The sequence below is a fragment of the Corallococcus sp. AS-1-12 genome, assembly GCF_020036995.1.
Taxonomy (GTDB): Bacteria; Myxococcota; Myxococcia; order Myxococcales; family Myxococcaceae; genus Corallococcus.
Map to the genome: position 1 here is coordinate 491,676 of NZ_JAIQDD010000001.1, position 20,070 is coordinate 511,745.

The window sequence follows — 20,070 nt, forward strand, 5'->3', positions numbered from 1 at the left end:
CCTACGCTGCCATCCCCATGAAGGCGATGCTCTTGTCCCTGCTCATCCTCGGCGCCGCGCCGTCCGGCCCCGCGCCGTCGTCCCTGCCTCCCGAAGCGCTGGGCGCGCCCCCGCTCGTGGATGCGTCTCCCACCGCGTGGTCGTGCACCATCGACACGCTGCGCGCGGGCAAGGAGTGTGTGTTCGAGGCGGAGGTGCCGCCTTCCAAGGGCGCGAACGCGGACGTGGAGTCCGCGAACATCAAGCTGCTGAAGGACGCGTCGCGCGCCCTCTGCTCGGAGGCCGTGAGCAACGCGCGGGACGGCATGCCCGACCCCAAGCTCGTCGCCGTCTGCGAGCGCAAGTACGCGGACGTCGTGGGCCGCTGCGGTATCGAAGGCAACACGCCGGTGGTGGATGCCAGGGGCCGCTTCGCGCCCGCGGCGCGCGCCTGCTACCGCGCGCTGTCCTCCGTGCTCCAGGAGGTGCAGTTGATGGCCTCCGTGGCCTCCACCTGCTGTGAGTGCGCCGCGCGCAGCCAGTGCCCCGGCAACGGCGAGAGCTGCTACGCGGCCGTGTCGCGGCAGCAGGCGGGGCCCACCACGCTCGCGTGCATGGACGAGCGCTGCCACGACGCGTGCTCCCTGATGCTGCCCGCCTCCGCGTCCATCCCGCGCCAGGCGCCGCCGCGCCCGAGCCAGCACACCGACTCCGCCTCGCTGTAGCGCGTCCACCGCGCTCCGGGGGCACGCCCTGTCCGTCGGGCACGCAGGTCTCCCGGTCCGCCGCGCTTCACCGTCCCGCGCAGCCTCATCGCGCATCCAGTCCGCAGCGCTTCACCGTCTCGCGCAGCCTCATCGCGCATCCAGTCCGCAGGGCTTCACCGTCCCGCGCAGCCTCATCGCGCATCCAGTCCGCAGGGCTTCACCGTCCCGCGCAGCCTCATCGCGCATCCAGTCCGCCGCGCTGTCGCACTTCAAGGAGCCCCGCGCCATGCCCCGTCTTCCGTTGCTGACCCTCCTGGGTGCGCTCGCCACCGGCTGCGGTGCCTCGCACTCCCATGTCGCGCTCGAGGACCGCGCCCTCACGGACGCGCCCCCTCCGAAGACGCCGGCCCCCGCGCCCCGGCACTCCGTGGCCGCGGAGGAGCCGCCCGCGTCGCCGCATGACGCCCGCGCGTTCCTGGCCCGCTACCCCACGCCCGCCTCGTGCGAGACCGCCGCCCGCCGGCTCCAGGCGACCTCTCGCGACGACGCGTGGCTGGCCCTGAAGGTGTGCGCGGAGGCCCCCGGCTTCACGCAACTGGGCGCGGTGCTGGGCAGCGCGTGGGCGGAGGACCTGCGCGTGCGTCCGGACGCCGCCAACCTCATCGCCCGTGTGGTGGCCCAGCGCGGCGGCAGCGTGGAGGGCGAGCTGCGCCTGCTCCACGCGCGCAAGGTGCCCATCTTCTCGCTCGCGTCCGCCGTCGCCCAGCCGGACACCTACCGCGGCCGCTACGTGCTCCTGCGCGCGCAGGTGGCCGACCAGCGCTCGGAAGGGGAGCGCCCCACGCTGTGGCTGGTGGAGCAGGGGCTCCAGTCCGTGGCCTCCCGCCGCGAGGTCGGCGTCGCGTACAACACCGACACCGTCATGGAGTCCTCCGGCGACCTGGGCGGACGCACGGCGCTCACCGGCGAGGGCCGCGTGGGCGGCTCCATCTTCACCCGCGAGAGCACCACCCAGTCCGCCTCCGAGCGCACCTACGACAACCTCTCCGAGGAGACCGGCCGCGAAGCCCTGGGCCGGCTGGCCGCGCCGGATCCCTTCCTGGAGACCCGCCGCGACTACGTCATCCTCGCGCGCTTCGACGGCCTGCGCGTCACCTCCGGCATGACCACCGACGACGAGGACGAGGGCCCGAAGATCCCCGTGCTCACCATCGTCAGCTACCACCTGCCGCAGGCGCTCGCCGTCTACTGACGCTCAGCGCTTCACCGGCGTGACGGTCGCCGCCGCGGTCAGGTCCCGCGACGGCGTGCCGGAGTAGATCTCCACGTCCGTGGCCACCCACGTCCCCAGCCGCTCGCCGTAGGTCGTGTGCACCAGCACGCCGGGCCGGAGCTGGGCGCGGGCCACGCGCTTGCCGTCGCGCAGGATGCGCGTGGACGGCGCCACCACGAACGGCCGCTCCACGCCGTCGTCATCGCGCACCGTGAAGCCCCGTGAGCCCGAAAGCGTCACCGTGCCGTAGAAGTCCGGCACGCTCTCGGACGCCACCGCCGCGCCCGCGCTTCCGCTGCCGCCGGTGCCTTCCTCCGTGGGAACCGCCGGCCCGGGCTGGAGCACCGTCAGCCGCGGCACCATGCCGCTCTCCGCGACCGCCCCGTCCCGCGACTGGCACGCAGTGACGCCCAGCACGAGCCCTCCAGCGAACAGCCACCTCCCCCATCCCTGGCGCATGGCACCCACCTCGCGAGCGTTGGTGCTCCCAAGATGGGGCGGAAACCCGGTCCGACAACCACCCCCGGCAGGGAGGTCCGCCCCAGTGTCACCCGGGCCACGGGGACCGCGACCGCGAGTGGGGGCAGGGGACCGCCGTCAGTCCGGGCCGGACACCAGCCCGTGCTTGCGCAGGAGCTTGCGCAGGTAGACGCGGTCGATGCCCGCCTCGCGCGACGCCTTGGAGACGTTGCCGCCACACCGCTCGAGCAGCGTGCGCAGGTAGTCGCGCTCGAAGCCTTCGATGAGGCGCTCCTTCGCTTCCTTGAAGGGCAGCTCCAGCGCCAGCGGCAGCGTGTCCTCCGGGCCCAGGTCCGGGGACAGGGCAGGGCGCGGGGCAGGCGTGTCCGGCAGCTCCGGCAGCGCGGACTCGCCCAGGCTCACCACCCGGTCCACCACGTTGCGCAGCTCCCGCACGTTGCCCGGCCACGGGTACTGGGCCAGCAGGGCGCGCGTCTGGTCCGACAGGGCGCTGGGCGGCTTGCCCATGCGCTCCAGCACCGTGTCGATGAGCAGCGGGATGTCCTCCGGCCGCTCGCGCAGGGGCGGCAGCGTGGCGCGCAGCACCGCGAGCCGGTGGAACAGGTCTCCCCGGAAGCGGCCCGCCTTCACCGCGCCCTCCAGGTCCTGGTGCGTGGCCGCCACCACCCGCACGTTCACCGAGCGGTAGTCGTTGGCGCCCACCCGCTTCACCTGCCGGCGCTCCAGCGCGCGCAACAGCCGGGGCTGCACCTCCAGAGGGAGCTCCCCGACTTCATCCAGGAAGAGGGTGCCGCCGTGCGCGCGCTCGAAGGCGCCCGCCCGGTCCGCCTGCGCGCCGGTGAAGGCGCCCTTCACGTGGCCGAACAGCTCCGACTCCAGCAACTGCGGCGCCACGCCCGCCAGGTCCACGATGACGAAGGGCCCCTTGGAGCGCCCGCCGTGCAGGTGCAGCCCTTCCGCGCACAGCTCCTTGCCGGTGCCCGTCTCGCCCTGGATGAGCACGTCGGACTCGCCCTGGGCCACGCGCTCCAGCAGGGTGAACACCTCGCGCATCCGGCGGCTCTGGCCCACCAGGTTGCCGAAGCGTTCGCGGTTGGACAGGGGCAGGGCGTGCGCCTTCTCCGCCTCCGGGACGAGCTTCAGCTCCGTGGTGCCCAGCGTGAGCACCGCGCCGGGGCGCACCTCCAGGGTGGTGAAGCGCATGCCCTCGCAGAACGAGCCGTTGCGCGAGCCCACGTCCACCGCCTGGATGCCGTCCTCGCGCACGTCCAACAGCAGGTGGCTGCGGGACACCGCCCGGTCCGCGAGGATGACGTCCGAGCTGGCGTCCGCGCCCACCCGGTAGCGCCCGGGCGTCAGCGGGTAGCTCTGGCCCGCGTCCGGGCCGGACAGCACCACCAGCCGCACCCGCACCCGCGCCGAGCGGATCGCCGGCAGGGCGTCCGTGCGCAACTGTCGGTCCTCCTCCCCGCTGTCGTCCCCGAAGCGCGCCACGGCGCGGACCATAACATACGGAAACAGAAAGGCCCGGCCTCCCCGTACGCACCGGAAGGCGCGTGGCCGGAAGAGGACGGGCCCGGGAGGAGTCCAGGGCTTGCCGCGGCGGTCAGGCCGGCGGCTTCGCGTGCTTGTAGAAGAGCACCAGCGTGTAGCAGTGGAACTCGTTGTCCGAGGACTGACACACGACCCGGTCCACGATCTCCAGGTCCGCGTTGCTCTTGATCCAGCGGGTGACGTTCTCACCCAACTCTTCCCGCTCCTTGGCCTTCGTCGCGGAGAAGACCTTCACGCCCGTGAACATCGCCTGCCACTCCTTGTGGGTGGTGAGAAAAGGCTTGACCGGGGGTTATCGCACACGCCGTTTCGGGGTGTCAAAAATGCTGCGGACCCCCGGTCGTGATCCGTGAGGGAGCGGGGGGGCGCCGAGGGGTGGGGGTTTGCAGGTGGACCGGCATGCATAGGTTCACCCGGTCGCACCCGGTTCTTGGATTGGGGCGGGGCCCGGGGCCATTTCCGGCTCCAGGGGCATGGGCGGAAAGAGGGGGCAGGACCGTGGACATGAAGACGAAGAAGGACCTGGCGGTGGATTTCATCAACACCATCCGCACCATGGAACCGAGTGCGCTCAACGCCCTCATCGTGAAGGAGGCGGGCGAGGAGCTGGCGCAGTTCTTCCTGAACTACAGCGCGAACCTCATCTCGAAGGATCCGTCGCGGGTGCTGGAGAACACGTCCTCGCTGATGCTGATGGGCTACCTCATCCGCACGTACGAGGAGAAGAACAGCCAGGCCAAGCAGGGCAACTTCCAGTCCTACGCGTACGCCTGAGGGCCTGTGCGCGCGGGCTCGACAGGCCCCGGGAGGCCTGTTAGGCACGCGTCGCCCATGCTCATCGACCTACACGCCCATTCCCACCTGTCCAAGGGGTGCGACCTGGAGCCGCGCGCCGTGCTGGAGCGGGCGGCCCTGTTCGGCCTGGACGCGGTGGCGTTCACGGAGACGAACACCCAGGACGGCTGCGACGAGCTCTTCGAGATCGGCGCGAAGTCCAAGGTGAAGGTCTTCGTGGGCCTGGAGCTCGTGACGGACCGGGGCCAGTACCTGTGCTTCTTCCCGAAGCCGGAGCTGGCGCCGGAGCCCGTGCAGATGTGGGGCAGCAACCGGGAGAAGCCCTGGAGCGCCGCCGAGTGCCTGCCCAAGGTGAAGGCGCTGGGAGCGGCCATCGTCGCGGCCCGCCCCTTCGACCGCGACGTGCCCAACCCCGCCATGGACTACGTGCGCTCGCTGTCCGGCGTGCTGTGCGCGGTGGAGGGCTACAACGCCAAGGTGAAGCAGACGGCCAACGACCTGGCCGTGGAGGCCGCGGAGGTCCTCAAGGTGCCCTGCGTGGGCGGCAGCGACGCGCGCGGCTCCCTGGACGAGATGGGCCGCGGCGCCACCTTCTTCAAGCGCGACGTGCTCACCCAGGCCCAGTTGGTGGAGGAGCTCTTCAAGGGCGACTACTGGCCGGTGATGGCCGGGGAGCTGCCCCGCCTCACCCGGCCCGGCGAGGCCCAGGCCCAGCGCAAGGGCGGTGGCGGCGGCAAGAAGCAGCACCGCCGCGGCGGCCGGCGCTAGGGACTCAGGGCAGGACGGACCTGCCCGCCTCCTCCGCGCGCACCAGCCTGCCGTCGCTGAGGAACGCCTTGCGGCGCTCGCCGGTGTAGCGCCACTCCTCGTTCTTCGCGGTGCCCTCCAGCGTGCGGCGCACGGACTCCGGCGGGCCCCAGGCCATGCGCACCGCGTCCGCGGGCATGTCCGGCACCAGCTTCTTGGTGCGCACGGCCTCCCGCACCGCCGCGCTGAAGCCGTTGAGCTGCTCCGTCAGCGGGTGGGGGGACAGCGTGTTCCCCAGCTCCGCGCGGAACGCGTCCGGCCGGTCCAGGTTGGGTGGCAGCACCAGCACCACCTGCTCGCCCGCGGGCGCGCCCTCCACCGTCACGTACACCCACGGCCAGGTGCGCGGCGAGTAGAGGACGCGCTCGGTGACGACCCACGCGGTGGGGAACTCCACCTTGGAGATCCGCACGCGCGAGCCGGCCGGGAGGATGGCCTGGATGGGGCCGGGGTTGATGGGCTTGCCCTGGGTGTCGTCCACCAGCCGCACGTCCTCCGGCGGGTAGGGCGTGAGCAGCCGCTTGGACGCGTCCCCGAAGAAGGGCGTCAGGTAGGCGGAGACGCGCAGGTACTGCTCCGCGTCCGGGCCGCTGAGGCTCCGGTCCAGGGAGGCGCGATCCTCGGGGGACATGCGGGTGGCGGACGCGCAGCCGGCGGCGGCTGCCGCGACCACGAGCGGCACCAGGAGACGGGACGACAGGGAGCGGAGGGAACGCGGCATGGCACCTGGAGGCGCGCGGGGTGGGACGGCGCGCGCCTGCGGGTGTCTGCTTAGCCTAGCGGATGGCCTGCGTCAGCGCCGGCGTGTCCGTCGCCGCGAGCTTGCCGTTGCGGCAGCCGCGCTGCGGAGGACACACGGGGCCGCGGCCATGCGGGTCCGCGACCAGGAGGAACCGCCCCTGCCCCCGCGCATCCGTCAGCTCTGGATGGCCGCACAGCGCGCAGTGGCGGGGGGGACGCTTCGAGGGAGGAAAGGGCACGCGTCAAGTGTGCGGCCTCCCCGCGCCCCCAGCGAATTTTCAGCCGGGGGCGGTGGAGCGCGGGCGCTACGACTTGTCGCCGGACGCGGCCGGCGTGCTCGGCGCGGCCGCGGGAGCGCTGGCCGCCGCGCTCGTGCTGCTCGACGCCGCGGGCGACGACGCCGAAGAGGAGGATGACGACGAACCGCCGCCGTCCTTCTTCGTGGAGCCGTACAGGTCCGAATACCAGCCGCCCCCCTTGAGGTGGAAGCTGGAGCGGCTGACCTGCTTGCTCAGCGTGCCCTGGGCGCCGCACGCGGTGCAGGCGGGGGGCGTCGGGTCGGACATCTTCTGCAGGACGTCGATGGTCTTTCCACAGGCCGAGCAGCCGTACTCGTAGATGGGCATGGGGTGGGTACCTCGTCGGTGGGTCAGTGCGAAGGAGATTGAGCCTGGGCGGAGAGCTGCTTGCGCAGGCCCTCCGTCAGGTTCAGGCGTTCGAAGGCGCGAGTCACCAGCTCCGCGGGCGCGCCGTGCTTGCGCCCCACGACGTTGGCCAGCGAGTGGAGATCCGTGGCGTCCGGCAGGGCGTCCTTCGCCAGCCGCTCCAGCTCCTTGCGGAGCGCGTCGGCGAAGCGCTTCTGGATGCCCAGGTCCACCAGGTACTTGTCCCGGCCGAGCAGGTCCAACCGGTGGGTGAGGTGGCCCGTGGCCAGCACCTCGTTGCGGAAGCGCTCGCGCAGGGCCTCCACGGCCTCCTCCAGCTTGAGCGCGTGCGTGAGCCGCTGCAGCTCGCTGGGAGACAGGCCGAGCGCCCAGGCCACGCGGCCGGCGGCGCCGCGCTGGGACGCGTAGGCGGTCTCGATGTTGTGGCGCTCGCGGGCCTCCAGCGTCTCCATGATGCCGTGCTGGCGCAGCACGTTCTCCATGTCGACCTGGGTCAGCTCCCCGCGCGGGCCGTTGTAGCGGTGCTCCAGCGTGCGCAGCAGGGAGTAGCGGTGCTCCGTGGCCTCGATGGCGGCCTCCAGCGTCTCCTTGCCCTCCGCGCGCGTCAGTTCAAAGAAGGACAGTCGCTGGGCCTCCACGCGGGTGAAGCGGCCGCGGGGGCGGGGCAGCTCGCGCTTGAGGAAGCGCGGGGCCTCCTCTTCCGGCGGAGCCTGGGGGGCCTGGGCGGGCGCGGCGGTGTCGGCGTCGTCCGCGTCGGTGGTGCGCTTCTTCGGAGCGATGCGCTCCTGGACGGCGGCGGCCTCCGCCTTGGCGCTCTTGCGGCGCCCCGTCTTCGCGTCCGTCTCCTCGGAAGGAGGGGTGGGGAGCGCGAACACGGGCGCCGTGGGGGCGGGCGCGGGGGGCGGCGTCTTCTCCTCGCGCACCTGGGCCAGCTCCTGCGCCACGTCGTAGTAGCCGCACTCCTGGCGCTGGGCCGCGAGCGCCGGCGTCACGCCGCGCAGGATGTCCACCACCGCGAAGGGACCCAGGGGAGAGGTCTCCGGTTCACCATCCGTGAGGGCGCGGACCCGGAAGTCCTCCTCCTCCGTGAGGAGCGCGAGCGCTTCGCGGACCTGCTGTGCGGGGGCCGGAGCCTTCGCGCGTCGGCAGAAGTCCGACACCGCCACCGCCACCGGGGTGGGTACGTCATCGGGCTGCCGTCTTCTCTGCCAGGGACTGATCATGGAAAGGTTCGGAAAATTGCTCGTTTACGAGGGCGGATGCCCTTATCTTCGCGGCCAGACAGGTGTCAATGAGCCAGTCCGGCCTCAATGTAAACAGCCCACGCGCGGCGCAAGTCGAAGACGCCGGACTCCGTGGTAGTCAGCGGGGGAGCGGGCGCTCGCCCGGGCGGCCCGGCCAGATTGTCTTGCGGGAGCAGGCATCCCCACCCCAACACATGGGGTGCTCCAGAGATTGCAGATGACGACCCACCACCACAGCCACTCCCATTCCCACGCGGACAAGGACAAGGACGAGGTGCTGGCGCGCTACATGGCCCAGCACGGCCTGAAGAGCACGCGCCAGCGCAGCCTCATCATCGACACCTTCTTCGAGGTGGGCGGCCACCTGTCCGTGGAGGAGCTGTGGAACAAGGTGCGCGAGCAGGACACCAAGGTGTCCGTGGCCACCGTCTACCGGACGATGAAGCTGCTCAACGAGTGCGGCCTGGCCCACGCGCGCAACTTCGGTGACGGGCAGACGCGCTACGAGGCGGCGGCGGGGCGCGAGCACCACGACCACCTCATCTGCACGAGCTGCGGCACCATCGTGGAGTTCGAGAACGACCGCATCGAGACGCTCCAGGACGCGGTGGCGCGCAAGCACGGCTTCACGGTGACGTCGCACAAGATGGAGCTGTACGGCCTGTGCCGCGAGTGCCAGCTCCGGGGTGGCCCTCCGGGGTCGGAGGCCTGAGTCCGGTGCGACGGCGCGCGCTCCTGGGCGCGGTGGCGCTGGGCGTGCTGGCCCTCACGGGCGCGTGCGCCCACGGCGGGCCGGTGGACGCCGGGCCCGCGTTCTACCGGGCGCTGTGGCTGCCGTCGGTGGGGCCCACGCGGTACGACCCGCGCCAGCTCCCCGGCAAGGTGGTGCTGGTGTCCTTCATGGCCACCTGGTGCTTCCCGTGCCTGGCGGACCTGCCCACGCTCAAGCAGCTCCAGGAGACCTACGGTCCCCAGGGCTTCCAGGTCGTCGCGGTGGGGATGGACATCGACGAGGGCCGGGTGCTGGGGCCGTTCGCGAACCACTACGCCTTCCCGTACCCGGTGCTCCTGTCGGACGAGCGGATGCGCGCGGGGCAGAGCGCCTTCGGCCGCATCCGGGCGCTGCCCAGCACGGTGCTCCTGGACAAGCACGGCCGCGCGGTGGCCGCGTGGCAGGGGATTGAAGGCCAGGCGGACGTGGCGAAGGCCATTGAAAAGCTGCTGAAGGCGGACTGATTTCCGCCCCCGCCCGCGGGTGCTACAGGGCTGGAGCGGAATTCTTGCGGGCAGGGGGGCCGCTGGTACCTTCGCCGGCGCTCATGACGTCCCGGCGAAAGCTCCTGATGGTGGCGGCGGTGGTGGCGGTGGCCTTGAGCCTCGCTTCGGTGGCGGACGCCAAGGGCTTCCGGCGCTACCTGCGCCTGCGCCAGGACGTGGAGGCGCTCGACGAGCGCAACCGCGCGCTGGCCGCGCAGAACGACGCGCTCCGCAAGGAGATCGCGGCGCTGCGCAAGGATCCGGCGGCGCTGGAGCAGTCGGTCCGTGAGGAGCTCGGCTACGTGAAGCCGGGCGAAATCGTCTTCCACCTGGAGTCGCCATGACCTCGTTGTCCGTGGTGCCCTCTCCCGCGAAGCTCATGCGCGCGTTCTTCCGCGCCATCCCCGCGACGGTGGCGCTGGCCACGTTCGTCCACCTGGCGCGCGGCGGCTTCCGGGGCCTGCACACGCTGGGGTGGACGGAGGCGGCGCTGGTGATGGGGCTGCTGGTCGGCATCGGCATGGCGGCGTGGCGCCGGGCCATGCGCTCCTCGGTGGGCGCGGTCATCGACCTGCGCGACGACCTGGAGTTGGGCGGCGGGCTCATCTCCGCGGCCTTCATCGTGGTGGCCATTGGCGGCGGGGAGCTGTTCCCCATCGTCTACCTCCTGATGGCGTTCCTGGTGGCGTTCCTGCCTCGCAACGCGGGCATGACGCTCCTGGGCGTGGCGCTGGTGTACGACGGCCTGGTGACGCTGGGCGGGCCGGTGGTGAACGTCACCGGGTTCCTGACGCACACGCTGTTCCTGGCGCTGTTCGCGGGGCTGTACCACCTGGTGCTGTCCGCGCGGATGCTGGTGGCGAAGCGGGCGGAGTCGGACGCGGTGCAGAAGCGCATCCGCGAGGTGGAGGAGCGCGCGCGCACCTTCCGGCTGGTGTCCTCCGGGACGCAGGACAGCTTCAGCGGGATGAACTCCGACGAGAAGTGGCTGGTCGCGTCGGTGAAGGAGATTGAGGGCGCGGTGCACGCGGCGCTGGAGATCGCGGAGACGGGCCTGCGCACGGACACCTGCGCGGCGTTCCTGCTCACGTCGGATGACCGGAGCCTGAAGCTGTACGACTGCCGCTCGGGGTCGGAGCGGGTGCAGCGCGAGAAGTTCAACGCGGGCGAGGGCATCATCGGCGGCGTCTTGAAGCGCCGCGCGCCGGTGCGGATGAACTCGCCGCAGGGGCTCAAGGGCGTCACGTACTACGAGAGCGGCGGCCCCACGGTGCAGGCGCTGCTGGCGGTGCCCATCCTGGAGGGCAGCGGGCTGGTGCGCGGCGTGCTGGTGGCGGACAAGCTGAAGAACGAGCCGTTCACGGACCAGGACGAGAAGATGCTGACCACCATCGCGGGAGAGGTGCTGCGCTCCATCGAGGTGGAGCGGGTGATGAGCTACATCCGCAAGACGCGCGACGAGAAGGACCGGTTCTTCCGGGCGATCGAGGAGCTCAACCGCGCGGGCAGCCCGGACCAGGTGTTCGTGGCGGTGCTGGAGGCGACGCGGCAGTTGGCGGGGCTGGACTTCTGCGCGGTGACGCTGGTGTCGGAGCACGAGGGCAAGCGGGTGCACCGCGTGGCGCGGATGACGGGCGTGACGGCGCAGGGCAAGGCGCTGGAGGGCCAGACGTTCCAGGACAACAACGGCCTGGTGGCGAACGTGGTGCGCTACGGGGCGCCCTTGCCGGGGCGGGACATCAAGGCGATGGACCGCCAGGTCATCTTCGACGAGGAGACGCAGGTGCGCGGCCTGGGCGCGCTGAAGATCTTCCCGCTGGTGGCGGGGGACCGCATCCTGGGCACGCTGGTGGCGGGGTCGCGCAAGAAGGCGGCGTTCGAGCAGGACGTGCTGCGGATGATCGAAGTCATCGCCATCCAGGCGGCGCAGGCGGTGTTGCGCGCGCAGCTCTACGAGCAGATGGAGAAGATGGCGACGACGGACGGGCTCACGGGCCTGCTCAACCACCGCACGTTCCAGTCGCGCGCGGACGACATCCTGGCGCAGGCGCGGCGGTACAACCGCAAGTGCTCCATCATGTTGACGGACGTGGACCACTTCAAGAGCGTGAACGACACCTACGGCCACCCGACGGGCGACCAGGTGCTCAAGGGCGTGGCGCGCATCATCAAGACGCTGGCGCGGGACACGGACGTCGTCGCGCGCTACGGCGGCGAGGAGTTCGTGATGGTGATGCCGGAGACGGACTCGCAGGGCGCGAAGATCATCGCGGAGCGCATCCGCGAGGCGGTGATGGCGGAGGTGTTCCAGACGGAGATGGGCCCGCTGCGGATCACCATGTCGCTGGGCATCGCGACGTTCCCGGACAACGCGATGGAGAAGCAGCAGCTCATCGACCTGGCGGACCAGTGCCTGTACCACTCGAAGCGCAATGGCCGGAACCAGTCCGTGACGGTGGCGCAGATGCAGGGTGGCCGGAAGCTGGCGGCGGTCGCGGAGTAGGGCGCTTCAGTCCAGGTCCGCGAGCTGGCCTTGCGCGAGCTCGCGGTAATAGGGCACGACCTCCACGGCGAGCAGGTCCCGCATCTGCTGACGCGCGCCGTCCAGGTCACCCTGTTCGCGCAGCCGGTACATGCGGTGGAGCGCATCGCCCATGCGCCGCGAGCCCTCCGTGACGCGCTGGCGCATCTGGTGGAGGAGGGTGAGTGCGGCCTCCGGGGTGCGCAGTCCCGCTTCCACCTCCGCGGTGGTCATGGCCACGGATGGGCCCGCGCGGCGCAGGAGCGCGCGTAGGGCGTCGTCCAAGACGAGGGTGCCTTTGGTCTGGGCGCGCGTGTCGAGCACGCGGAGTTGATGCCAGTCACCTTCGAGGTCTTCGACCATGGCTCATTTCCTGGAAGTAGGAGCGCACGCCTTGAAGGGCCATTCCTGTTGCCCCTCGCAGTATCGCAGACACTCATAGCAGCGGCCCTTCCAGCCCTGGTTCTTGCAATCCACGTAGTTGCGAATGCAGGCCTGCTGCCATTCAGGAAGATGGGCGTTGTTGGCGAAGTCGTCTTCGGTCAGCCGTGAGGCTTCGTAGGCCGTTCTCAGGACCGAGAGTGCGGCGATGACCTCAGCCTCGGAAGCGCCACAACTGTCGACGGGATTCAGGGGATGCGACTTGATGCAGCAGCTCACGGTGGAGTCCGCCGGAGTGCATGTCGCGAGCGGTGCAGCAGCGCAGCCTCCGGTCAGCCCCCCTACCGCGAGCATTGCAATCCAGGCCCGAAAGTTCATGTGGCCCATGGTATGGGAGCGTCTTCTCGATGACTCCGCTTCCCCTCGCCGTCACCACCAGTACGAAGACGGATGCGGCCACGGTGCGCGAGGCGCGGGCCGTGGCGCAGCGGTGGAACCTGCCGTTCCTTTCGCGCCGCTCCAGTGAGGGCATCGCGCCCTGGCTGGGCACCAGGGTGGAGGCGCTGCTCGTCGTGGGCGGCGATGGCGTGACGCTGTGGGAGCCTCAGGGTTCGTTCGGCTTCCACGCGGGCATGGCGCACCTGCGGCGCATGCGGCTTCGCCAGGGCCAGCGCGATGACGCGTTCCTCAAGGTCGCGGAGATTGTTCCCGGGGATGCCGTGCTCGACTGCACCCTGGGACTGGCTCAAGACGCGCTGGTGGCGTCGCTTGCCGTGGGCCCCACGGGCCGTGTCGTGGGGCTGGAGAAGAGCCTGCCGCTGTGCATCGTCGCCGCGGAGGGGCTCCAGCGCTACGACCGGGGCGCGGACTCGTGCGCCATTGAAGTGCTCCACGCGGATGCGCACGCGTATCTGAAGACGCTGCCCTCGAAGTCCTTCGACGTCGTCTTCTTCGACCCGATGTTCGCCAAGCCCAAGAAGGCCCAGCCCGCCTTCGACGTCCTGCGCCGCTTCGCGGAGCACGCGCCCCTCACCCCTGAAGCGGTGGAGGAGGGGAGGCGTGTCGCTCGCCGGTGGGTCGTCGTGAAGGGCGCCCGCCACACCGACGACCTGAAGAAGGTGGGCATCCAGCCGGAGCCCACCTCGCGCTTCAGCGACGTCATCTGGGGACGGCTGCCCGCGCTTCCCTGAGCTACTCCTTCTCCGACCCCTTCGGCGGGCCCTCGCTGCCCATCGGCGACATCTTGCTCGACAGCGCTCCCGCCTGCTCGTGCGCCATCAGGTCGCGCGGCGAGCGGTAGTACTGCATGGGCGAGTGGTGCAGGAAGTTCGACACGCGGCTCGTGTAAAGACACGCGTACTGCTCCACCTGGTAGCCGAAGCGGCTGTTCTCGTTGCCCTCCTTGAACAGCAGGCCCCAGTACGGGTTGAAGCCCTCCTCGACGTCGCGCTCCAGCGTATTCGCGATGCCGTTGGTCTCCTTCAACGAACGGCGCAGCTTCTCCAGCTCCGCCTTCACCTTCTTGCGCAGCTCCTCCACCTCCTGGCGCTCGGGCCCCGACAGCGCCTCGCGCTCCAGCCTGCGCTCCAGGGTGTTCAACACCGTCTTGCGGTGGTTCACCTCGTCGTCCAGCCGCGCGCGCGTCAGCTCCACCTCCGACAGCGTGACGATCTCCTCGCGCCGCGCGTCCGTGTAGGTGATCTCGTCCTCAATCTCCTGGACGATCATGCACGTGCGCCACAGCGACGACTTCTTCGACTTCAGGATGTCGCCGTAGATGTGGTCGCCCACGTAGAGGATGTGCTCGCCCCGGTAGCCGGTGAACTCCTCGAACTGGGCCAGGTTGCCGCCCGAGTACACCGTGCCGCGCTCCAGCGACTTCGCCTCGCCCACGACCTTGCCGGCCTCCGTGGACGAGTCCAGCTCCAGGAACGGCCGGTTCTCCGTGAAGAAGGCCGGCTTGCCCGCCGCCGTCACCACGAAGTCGAAGTAGTTGCGCCAACTGGGGTACTCCGCCAACTGCCCCTCCAGCAGGTAGCGCATCACCGCGTTCGTGTAGTCCCACGCGGAGTTCGTCAGCAGGAACAGCCGCTTCCCGCCCGAGCGCAGCTTGTGCAACGCCGGCCCCAGCTCCGGATCCAGGAACACGTAGCGCGACAGGTCCTTGCGGATCTCCCGCTTGAGCGAGTTGTCCCGGTGCACCGTGTCGATGGCTTCCCGGATGTCGTCGTAGAGCTTGCCGTAGTTCACGGTGTGCCCCAGCGACTCCATCAGCTCGATGATGCCCGAGTACAGGCACGTCTCCGGCAGCGAGAAGAGCGTGTCGTTCCACGCGAACTGCGGGTTGCGCAGCCGCACGCGCTTGTTGCGGTACAGCTCCTTCCACGCGTCGCGCTTCAGCGGACGCAGGCCGTGGTACGCGCGCCCCACGTGGCCGAAGCGGTCCATCTTCAGGACGTTGCCGTTGACCCGGTCCACCGCCAGCCCGCGCATCACGAAGTGGTGGTCGTAGAGCAGGCCGCCCACGAACGGCGGGTAGCCGTACTCGCTGATCAGCTTCGCGAGCGTCATGTCGAACGACAACTGCTCCAGCCGGCGCATGTGGTAGATGGCCAGCGTGTAGTCCATGTCGAACCCGATGAGTTCGATGTGGTCCATGCGCAGGTTGCGGTTGACGAACACGTCCCGCGCGTGCGGCACCTGGTCCACCAGTTCACGCGGCGTGGTGAGCAGCCGGCCGAGCACCTCGTCGGTGAGCAGATCCCTCGCCCGGCGGGCCGCGTCGTCGGCGTGCTCGCGGCGGATGGAGGAACGGAAGCTCCCGTGCAGCGGATCCTCGGAGGGTCCGCCCGGGATGGGCCTGGCAGGGGAGAGTAGGGGCGACACGGGACCTCAAGACATAACACGCGCCCAAGGCCCTTCGCCCGCGTCCTTGCGGGCTTCGCACGGGGCTGGCACGCTCCCGTCCAACGATGCGCACCCCACGTCCATCCCCGGCCACCGCCGAGGACCTCCACGCGCGCCTGGCCGCTCGCATCACCGCGCTGGAGGACCGGGTGCGCCGTCTGGAGGCCCGGCTCGCCCTGGAGGCCCGCAAGCCGCCCCCCGTCCGCACCCGGGCCAGCGTCTCCGCCGCCACCGTCCGCACCGCCAGGCCCCGGCCTCGCTGCCCCGGCTGCACCCTGGAGCTGCCCCGTGGACGGCGCGGTGAGTCGTGCGTGTGGTGCGGCTTCATGTTCGCCGCCGTGTCACGCCGCCGCGCCAACGGGCCCAAGACGCCCCGGAAGCAACGATGAGCGGGACGTACCGGCTCGTCGGCCGCACGGAGGCGGGGGACCTCGCGGAGCTGTACGAGTCCCTGCTGCTGCCCACCCTCCCCGTCGCGGTGAAGCTCTTCCTGCCGCGCACCTCCGACCCCGCGTACGCCCGCGCGCTGGCGGAGACCGTGCGGCGGCTCCAGCCCGTGCGCCACCCGGGCCTCCTCCACGTCGTGGACGTGGGCTTCGTGCGCCAGCGGCTCGCCGTGGTGCGCGAGGACGTGGACGGCTTCACGCTGGGCGTCGCGCTCCAGCGCCTCAACACGAAGGAGGTGCTGCTGCCGCCCACGGTGGCGCTGTCCATCGTCATCCAGTTGCTGGAGGCCGTGCAGCTCGCGCACGACGCGGGCGTCGTCCACGGGGCCATCACCCCCGGCAACGTGCTGCTGGCGCGCGAGGGCTATCCGGCCATCTGCGACTTCGGCGCGCTCCAGGCGCTCCTGTCCGTGCCCCAGCTCAAGCGCACGTTCGCGCACCGGGGCCGCAGCGCGTACCGGGCACCGGAGGTCACCCGCGGTGAGGCGCCCACGGAGGCGTCGGACGTGTACTCGCTGGGCGCCATCGCGTACGAGCTGCTCACGCTGCGCGAGGCCGTGGTGCCCGGCAGCGGCGTGAGCACCCGCCGCGAGGCGCTGCCTCCGCCCAGCCGGTTGGACCGGCGGATCAACTCGCGGCTGGATCCGGCGATCATGCGCGCGTTGGATCCGGCGCCCCAGCGCCGCTTCCGCTCGTGCGGCGAGTTCGCCCAGGCCCTGCGCAACTTCCTCTCCGCGGGCGGCGGCCTGCCCGGCGCGGAGGAGGTGGCGCGCTTCGTGTCGGAGCTGTTCCCCAACGAGGTGAGCATCGCCGCCCCCGGGCCCGTGCCGTTCGCGGAGCCCTTCCAACTGGAGCCCGTCTCCGGCGCGGAGATGGACGACCTGCACGCGGAGGAGCACGAGGCCTCCATCGTCCAGCGCGCGCCGTACAGCCGCGCGCCCTCGGAGCAGGAGGCCTCCGCCGAGACGCAGGAGGCCGCGCCCGGCTTCGAGGAGTTCCGCCCCGAGGACTACGCGCCGGATGACGACGCGCCCATGGACGACGAGCCCGGGCCGGAAGGCGAACCGCGGAGCACCGAGCTCTCACCCGCGGGGCCGCTGGAGCAGGGCTGGGACGCGCCGCCGGGAGTCCTTGCGCAGAAGGCCCGCCGCCCGGACAGCCCGGCGTCCGCGCGAGCCGGGCGCAATCCTCGCGTGAAGGTCATCGAGGACTTCTCCGGCCCTGCCCTCGGTGACGACGAGCCGCCCGTGCCCACCGGCCGCCGCGCGGCCATGCGCCCCGGTCCGGCCCTCGGTGACGACGAGCCGCCCGTGCCCACCGGCCGCCGCGCCGCCATGCGCCCCGGGCCACCGCTGGGCGGGGATGAACCCGTTCCTCCCTCCGGCCGCCGCGCGGCCCTGCGCCCCGGCCAGCCCGCGGGCGCGGAAGAAGAACCGGCGAAGCGCCCGGCCCTGCGTCCCGCGAAGGGGGCAGGGGGCAGGGCTCCCGGCCAGGAGACGGCGGTCCTCCCTGCTGGCGGTGGCGCGCCCTCGCCGGCCCCCGTGGCCGCCGACGCGGGTGGTCCACGCCGGGGCCGCGCCGAACCCACGGAAGCACTTCCCGCCGAGCCCCGCTCGGAGCGCCGCATGGCCCCTCCGAAGGCGGAGGGCCGCGTGCGCTCCGACATGGCCGAGCCCGCGCCGTCGGACCGGCACGTGCCGGTGCACCAGCGCTTCGACACCGTGGAGACGCCGCGCATGGACGCGGTGGACGCGGGCACCCGGCGCAAGCGCCTGCTCTTCATCGCGGGCGGCATCGCGCTGGTGGGCCTGTTCATGTTCGCCGTCGCCGCGTGGCGGCTGGGCCTGGAGCCCGTGCAGGAACCGGAGCTGCCCCGCTACGATCCCAACGCCCCGGTGGCGAACGGAACGCAGACGCCCGCGAACCCGTCCGCGCTCAAGCCCATCACGCCTCCGCCGCCCGCGCCGCCGCCCAACCCGGGCGCGCGGGACATCGAGGACGAGGAGGCGGCGGAGGACACCGCCGAGCCCGCCGTTCCTCCCAAGAACCAGCGCGCGTTCCTCACGCTGCGCACGAACCTGCCGGCGAACGTCTTCATCGACGGGGCGAAGGTGCGCCGCGCGACGCCGCTGGTGAACCACCCGGTCCGCGTGGGCACTCGCGACATCCGCGTGGTGGCCATCTCCACCGGCGAGCAGAAGGACTTCCAGCTCCGCTTCTCGCGGGGCCAGCACCAGAAGCTGGACGAGCAGTTCCAGCCTCCCCCCACCAGGCGGTGAGTTCCGTGGAGCGCACGCGCATCTTCGTCGTCGAGGACCAGCCCCAGTTGCTGCGCAACCTGGTCAAGGTGCTGGGCACCTTTCCGGAGCTGGAGGTCGTGGGCACCTCCCAGGACGGCGAACAGGCGGTGGACGACATCGTCCGTGAACGCCCGCAGCTCGTCCTGCTGGACCTGGAGCTCCCCAGCCTCAACGGCATCCAGGTGACGCAGAAGGTCAAGCGCCGCGCCCCGGAGGTGGAGATCCTCATCCTCACGTCCTTCGAGGACGAGCAGAAGGTCTACGAGGCCATCCAGGCCGGCGCGTCCGGCTACCTGGTGAAGCGGGTGGGGCCGGAGAAGATCCGCTCCGGCATCCAGGAGGTCATGGACGGGGGCACCGTGCTGGAGCCCATCATCGCCCGGCGCTTCTGGAACTACTTCCAGTCCGTCCAGGCGAAGCCCGCCAAGAAGCCCGCCGAGCTGCCCTGGGGGCTGACGGCCGTGGAGCTGGACGTCCTCCGGTACGTGGCCAAGGGCCTGTCCAACGCGGAGGTGGGGCGGGTGATGACGCTGGAGCGGCGCACCGTGCGCACGCACCTGTCGCATATCTACCGGAAGATGGGCGTCAACTCCCACGTGGACGCGGTGGTGAGGGCCCTGCGTGAAGGTGTCGTGGATCTCTAGCCGCGCCGTGGTTACGGTGTGGCACCTATGTCCAAGGCATCCCCGCGGTCCACCGCCGTGCGCGCGGTGGACCCCACCCTCGCCGCCCTCTTCGACGTTCACGAGGCAACGCTGCCCAACGGCCTCAAGGTCCGCCTGCTGGCGAACCACCAGGCCCCGGTCGTCAGCCTCTACACCTTCTTCCAGGTGGGCAGCCGCAACGAGCGGCCCGGCATCACCGGCATCAGCCACCTGTTCGAGCACATGATGTTCAACGGGGCGAAGAAGTACGGCCCCAAGATGTTCGACAAGACGCTGGAGTCCAACGGCGGCCGCTCCAACGCGTACACGTCCAATGACATGACCGTGTACTACGACGACTTCAGCGCGGACGCGCTGGAGACGGTGCTCGACCTGGAGTCGGACCGGATGCGCTCCCTGCGCATCTCCGACCAGACGCTGGCCAGCGAGCGCCAGGTCGTGATGGAGGAGCGCCGCGTCCGCGTGGACAACGAGATCCCCGGCATGATGGACGAGGAGCTGGGCACGCTCGTCTACAAGGCGCACGCGTACCGCTGGCCCGTCATCGGGTGGATGGCGGACATCGAGAACATCACCCGCGAGGACTGCCAGGAGTACTTCCGCACGTACTACGCGCCCAACAACGCGGTGCTCTACATCGTCGGGGACATCGACCCGAAGAAGACGCTCGCGCTGGTGCGCAAGTACTACGGCAACATCCCGCGCGGCCCCACGCCCGCGCCGGTGCTCAACGCGGAGCCGGAGCAGAAGGGCGAGCGCCGCGCCGTGGTGCGCCACCCCGCGCAGTCGCCGTCCGTGATGATCGGCTTCCGAGGCCCCGCCGCCAGCGACGAGGCCACGCTGGTGCTGGACGTGGTCCAGTACATCCTCACCAAGGGCGAGGGCAGCCGGCTGGTGAAGTCCCTGGTGTATGACCAGAAGGCCGCCGTGTCGGTGATGCTCGACTGGAGCTGGCGCATCGACCCGGGCACCATCCTGTTCTACCTGGAGCTCAAGCCGGACTCGGACGTGGCGAAGGTGGAGGCCCTGCTGTACGCGGAGCTGGAGCGGCTCGCGCGCGAGGGCGTCTCCGACAAGGAGCTGCAGAAGGCGAAGAACAACCTGCGCGCGGACCACCTGCGGGAGCTGTCCACCAACAGCGGCCGGGGCCACGCCCTGGGCCACTACGAGGCCCTGCTGGGCGACTGGCGTGAAGGCCTGTCCCTGCCGACCTTCTACGCGTCCGTCACCGCGGAGCAGGTGAAGGCCGTGGCCGCGAAGTACTTCGCCCCCGAGCGCCGCTCGGTGGTCACCCTCCATCCCGAAGCCGGCGCCGACGAGGCCGGTGACGAAGCGGCGGAGGCCTGAA

23 protein-coding genes are annotated in these 20,070 nt (G+C 71.0%); 13 read left to right on the plus strand and 10 right to left on the minus strand.

The genetic code is table 11. The annotated features are described in order from the left end of the window. Positions 1-17 precede the first annotated feature (17 nt). Both K8556_RS01820 and K8556_RS01825 read left to right on the plus strand, forming a co-directional pair. A complete protein-coding gene (locus tag K8556_RS01820) occupies positions 18-704 on the plus strand; it encodes a hypothetical protein (RefSeq protein ID WP_223738297.1) in 687 nt (228 codons plus the stop codon). 268 nt (positions 705-972) lie between these two features. Continuing rightward, positions 973-1,938: a hypothetical protein gene (locus tag K8556_RS01825; RefSeq protein ID WP_223738298.1), complete on the plus strand. Its 966-nt coding sequence runs from the start codon at positions 973-975 to the stop codon at positions 1,936-1,938. A gap of 3 nt (positions 1,939-1,941) precedes the next feature. Here the strand turns inward: K8556_RS01825 and K8556_RS01830 are convergent, their stop codons facing one another. The 3 genes from K8556_RS01830 to K8556_RS01840 all read right to left on the minus strand — a co-directional run bounded on the left by K8556_RS01830 (position 1,942) and on the right by K8556_RS01840 (position 4,240). After that, positions 1,942-2,418 carry a hypothetical protein gene (locus K8556_RS01830; protein WP_223738299.1) on the minus strand — a complete coding sequence of 159 codons (477 nt, stop codon included), beginning with the start codon at positions 2,416-2,418 and terminating at the stop codon, positions 1,942-1,944. 138 nt (positions 2,419-2,556) lie between these two features. Beyond that, complete coding sequence (locus K8556_RS01835) at positions 2,557-3,945, minus strand: sigma 54-interacting transcriptional regulator (RefSeq protein ID WP_223738300.1); 1,389 nt, start codon at positions 3,943-3,945, stop codon at positions 2,557-2,559. Between the two features lie 100 nt (positions 3,946-4,045). Further along, positions 4,046-4,240 carry a hypothetical protein gene (locus K8556_RS01840; protein ID WP_014397120.1) on the minus strand — a complete coding sequence of 65 codons (195 nt, stop codon included), beginning with the start codon at positions 4,238-4,240 and terminating at the stop codon, positions 4,046-4,048. Between the two features lie 251 nt (positions 4,241-4,491). Between K8556_RS01840 and K8556_RS01845 the strand changes: the two genes are divergently transcribed. Together K8556_RS01845 and K8556_RS01850 are read left to right on the plus strand one after the other, a co-directional pair. Further along, positions 4,492-4,767 carry a hypothetical protein gene (locus tag K8556_RS01845; protein ID WP_043321624.1) on the plus strand — a complete coding sequence of 92 codons (276 nt, stop codon included), beginning with the start codon at positions 4,492-4,494 and terminating at the stop codon, positions 4,765-4,767. Positions 4,768-4,824: 57 nt separating this feature from the next. Continuing rightward, the gene (locus K8556_RS01850) at positions 4,825-5,556 is read left to right on the plus strand and encodes a PHP domain-containing protein (protein WP_223738301.1); all 732 of its coding nucleotides are present in this window, start codon (positions 4,825-4,827) and stop codon (positions 5,554-5,556) included. A gap of 4 nt (positions 5,557-5,560) precedes the next feature. Here K8556_RS01850 and K8556_RS01855 read toward each other — a convergent pair whose 3' ends face one another. The 4 genes from K8556_RS01855 to K8556_RS01870 form a co-directional block, all read right to left on the minus strand. Then, complete coding sequence (locus tag K8556_RS01855; RefSeq protein WP_223738302.1) at positions 5,561-6,316, minus strand: hypothetical protein; 756 nt, start codon at positions 6,314-6,316, stop codon at positions 5,561-5,563. Positions 6,317-6,371: 55 nt separating this feature from the next. Beyond that, a complete protein-coding gene (locus K8556_RS01860; protein WP_120530714.1) occupies positions 6,372-6,575 on the minus strand; it encodes a hypothetical protein in 204 nt (67 codons plus the stop codon). A gap of 66 nt (positions 6,576-6,641) precedes the next feature. Continuing rightward, complete coding sequence (locus K8556_RS01865) at positions 6,642-6,962, minus strand: FmdB family zinc ribbon protein (RefSeq protein ID WP_223738303.1); 321 nt, start codon at positions 6,960-6,962, stop codon at positions 6,642-6,644. Between the two features lie 23 nt (positions 6,963-6,985). Then, a complete protein-coding gene (locus K8556_RS01870) occupies positions 6,986-8,224 on the minus strand; it encodes a hypothetical protein (protein WP_223738304.1) in 1,239 nt (412 codons plus the stop codon). Between the two features lie 238 nt (positions 8,225-8,462). Between K8556_RS01870 and K8556_RS01875 the strand changes: the two genes are divergently transcribed. The 4 genes from K8556_RS01875 (at position 8,463) to K8556_RS01890 (ending at position 12,005) form a co-directional block, all read left to right on the plus strand. Next, positions 8,463-8,957, plus strand: coding sequence for a Fur family transcriptional regulator (locus tag K8556_RS01875; RefSeq protein ID WP_223738305.1), 495 nt, complete (start codon positions 8,463-8,465; stop codon positions 8,955-8,957). Then, positions 8,954-9,481, plus strand: coding sequence for a TlpA disulfide reductase family protein (locus K8556_RS01880; protein WP_223738392.1), 528 nt, complete (start codon positions 8,954-8,956; stop codon positions 9,479-9,481). The genes K8556_RS01875 and K8556_RS01880 overlap by 4 nt, the downstream gene beginning before the upstream one ends. 83 nt (positions 9,482-9,564) lie before the next feature. Next, a complete protein-coding gene (locus K8556_RS01885; protein ID WP_223738306.1) occupies positions 9,565-9,846 on the plus strand; it encodes a septum formation initiator family protein in 282 nt (93 codons plus the stop codon). Further along, entirely contained in the window at positions 9,843-12,005 is a 2,163-nt protein-coding gene (locus K8556_RS01890; protein WP_223738307.1) for a diguanylate cyclase, read from the plus strand. The genes K8556_RS01885 and K8556_RS01890 overlap by 4 nt, the downstream gene beginning before the upstream one ends. Before the next feature lie 6 nt (positions 12,006-12,011). Here the strand turns inward: K8556_RS01890 and K8556_RS01895 are convergent, their stop codons facing one another. After that, the gene (locus tag K8556_RS01895) at positions 12,012-12,386 is read right to left on the minus strand and encodes a DUSAM domain-containing protein (protein ID WP_223738308.1); all 375 of its coding nucleotides are present in this window, start codon (positions 12,384-12,386) and stop codon (positions 12,012-12,014) included. 3 nt (positions 12,387-12,389) lie between these two features. Beyond that, positions 12,390-12,791, minus strand: coding sequence for a hypothetical protein (locus K8556_RS01900; RefSeq protein ID WP_223738309.1), 402 nt, complete (start codon positions 12,789-12,791; stop codon positions 12,390-12,392). A gap of 20 nt (positions 12,792-12,811) precedes the next feature. Between K8556_RS01900 and K8556_RS01905 the strand changes: the two genes are divergently transcribed. Further along, complete coding sequence (locus K8556_RS01905) at positions 12,812-13,594, plus strand: class I SAM-dependent methyltransferase (RefSeq protein ID WP_223738310.1); 783 nt, start codon at positions 12,812-12,814, stop codon at positions 13,592-13,594. A 1-nt stretch (position 13,595) separates the two neighbouring features. Here the strand turns inward: K8556_RS01905 and K8556_RS01910 are convergent, their stop codons facing one another. Further along, positions 13,596-15,290 (minus strand): HAD-IG family 5'-nucleotidase, encoded by a 1,695-nt coding sequence (locus tag K8556_RS01910; protein WP_223738311.1) that lies wholly within the window; start codon positions 15,288-15,290, stop codon positions 13,596-13,598. Positions 15,291-15,376: 86 nt separating this feature from the next. Here K8556_RS01910 and K8556_RS01915 point away from each other — a divergent pair, with 86 nt between their 5' ends. The 4 genes from K8556_RS01915 to K8556_RS01930 are packed head-to-tail and all read left to right on the plus strand — an operon-like array spanning position 15,377 to position 20,069. Further along, positions 15,377-15,700: a hypothetical protein gene (locus tag K8556_RS01915; protein ID WP_223738312.1), complete on the plus strand. Its 324-nt coding sequence runs from the start codon at positions 15,377-15,379 to the stop codon at positions 15,698-15,700. After that, a complete protein-coding gene (locus tag K8556_RS01920) occupies positions 15,697-18,036 on the plus strand; it encodes a serine/threonine-protein kinase (RefSeq protein WP_223738313.1) in 2,340 nt (779 codons plus the stop codon). Before K8556_RS01915 ends, K8556_RS01920 begins: the two co-directional genes overlap by 4 nt. 5 nt (positions 18,037-18,041) lie before the next feature. Beyond that, positions 18,042-18,701 (plus strand): response regulator transcription factor, encoded by a 660-nt coding sequence (locus K8556_RS01925; RefSeq protein WP_223738314.1) that lies wholly within the window; start codon positions 18,042-18,044, stop codon positions 18,699-18,701. A 27-nt stretch (positions 18,702-18,728) separates the two neighbouring features. Next, entirely contained in the window at positions 18,729-20,069 is a 1,341-nt protein-coding gene (locus K8556_RS01930; protein ID WP_223738315.1) for a pitrilysin family protein, read from the plus strand. The last annotated feature ends 1 nt before the right edge of the window (position 20,070 follow it).

What these genes read in the sequence shown, in the direction of transcription:
- K8556_RS01820 (WP_223738297.1), top strand. Translation starts at nt 18, where the DNA reads ATGAAGGCGATGCTCTTGTCCCTGCTCATCCTCGGCGCCGCGCCGTCC.
- K8556_RS01825 (WP_223738298.1), top strand. Translation starts at nt 973, where the DNA reads ATGCCCCGTCTTCCGTTGCTGACCCTCCTGGGTGCGCTCGCCACCGGC.
- K8556_RS01830 (WP_223738299.1), bottom strand. Translation starts at nt 2,418, where the DNA reads ATGCGCCAGGGATGGGGGAGGTGGCTGTTCGCTGGAGGGCTCGTGCTG.
- K8556_RS01835 (WP_223738300.1), bottom strand. Translation starts at nt 3,945, where the DNA reads ATGGTCCGCGCCGTGGCGCGCTTCGGGGACGACAGCGGGGAGGAGGAC.
- K8556_RS01840 (WP_014397120.1), bottom strand. Translation starts at nt 4,240, where the DNA reads ATGTTCACGGGCGTGAAGGTCTTCTCCGCGACGAAGGCCAAGGAGCGG.
- K8556_RS01850 (WP_223738301.1), top strand. Translation starts at nt 4,825, where the DNA reads ATGCTCATCGACCTACACGCCCATTCCCACCTGTCCAAGGGGTGCGAC.
- K8556_RS01855 (WP_223738302.1), bottom strand. Translation starts at nt 6,316, where the DNA reads ATGCCGCGTTCCCTCCGCTCCCTGTCGTCCCGTCTCCTGGTGCCGCTC.
- K8556_RS01865 (WP_223738303.1), bottom strand. Translation starts at nt 6,962, where the DNA reads ATGCCCATCTACGAGTACGGCTGCTCGGCCTGTGGAAAGACCATCGAC.
- K8556_RS01870 (WP_223738304.1), bottom strand. Translation starts at nt 8,224, where the DNA reads ATGATCAGTCCCTGGCAGAGAAGACGGCAGCCCGATGACGTACCCACC.
- K8556_RS01875 (WP_223738305.1), top strand. Translation starts at nt 8,463, where the DNA reads ATGACGACCCACCACCACAGCCACTCCCATTCCCACGCGGACAAGGAC.
- K8556_RS01885 (WP_223738306.1), top strand. Translation starts at nt 9,565, where the DNA reads ATGACGTCCCGGCGAAAGCTCCTGATGGTGGCGGCGGTGGTGGCGGTG.
- K8556_RS01890 (WP_223738307.1), top strand. Translation starts at nt 9,843, where the DNA reads ATGACCTCGTTGTCCGTGGTGCCCTCTCCCGCGAAGCTCATGCGCGCG.
- K8556_RS01895 (WP_223738308.1), bottom strand. Translation starts at nt 12,386, where the DNA reads ATGGTCGAAGACCTCGAAGGTGACTGGCATCAACTCCGCGTGCTCGAC.
- K8556_RS01900 (WP_223738309.1), bottom strand. Translation starts at nt 12,791, where the DNA reads ATGGGCCACATGAACTTTCGGGCCTGGATTGCAATGCTCGCGGTAGGG.
- K8556_RS01905 (WP_223738310.1), top strand. Translation starts at nt 12,812, where the DNA reads ATGACTCCGCTTCCCCTCGCCGTCACCACCAGTACGAAGACGGATGCG.
- K8556_RS01915 (WP_223738312.1), top strand. Translation starts at nt 15,377, where the DNA reads ATGCGCACCCCACGTCCATCCCCGGCCACCGCCGAGGACCTCCACGCG.
- K8556_RS01920 (WP_223738313.1), top strand. Translation starts at nt 15,697, where the DNA reads ATGAGCGGGACGTACCGGCTCGTCGGCCGCACGGAGGCGGGGGACCTC.
- K8556_RS01930 (WP_223738315.1), top strand. Translation starts at nt 18,729, where the DNA reads ATGTCCAAGGCATCCCCGCGGTCCACCGCCGTGCGCGCGGTGGACCCC.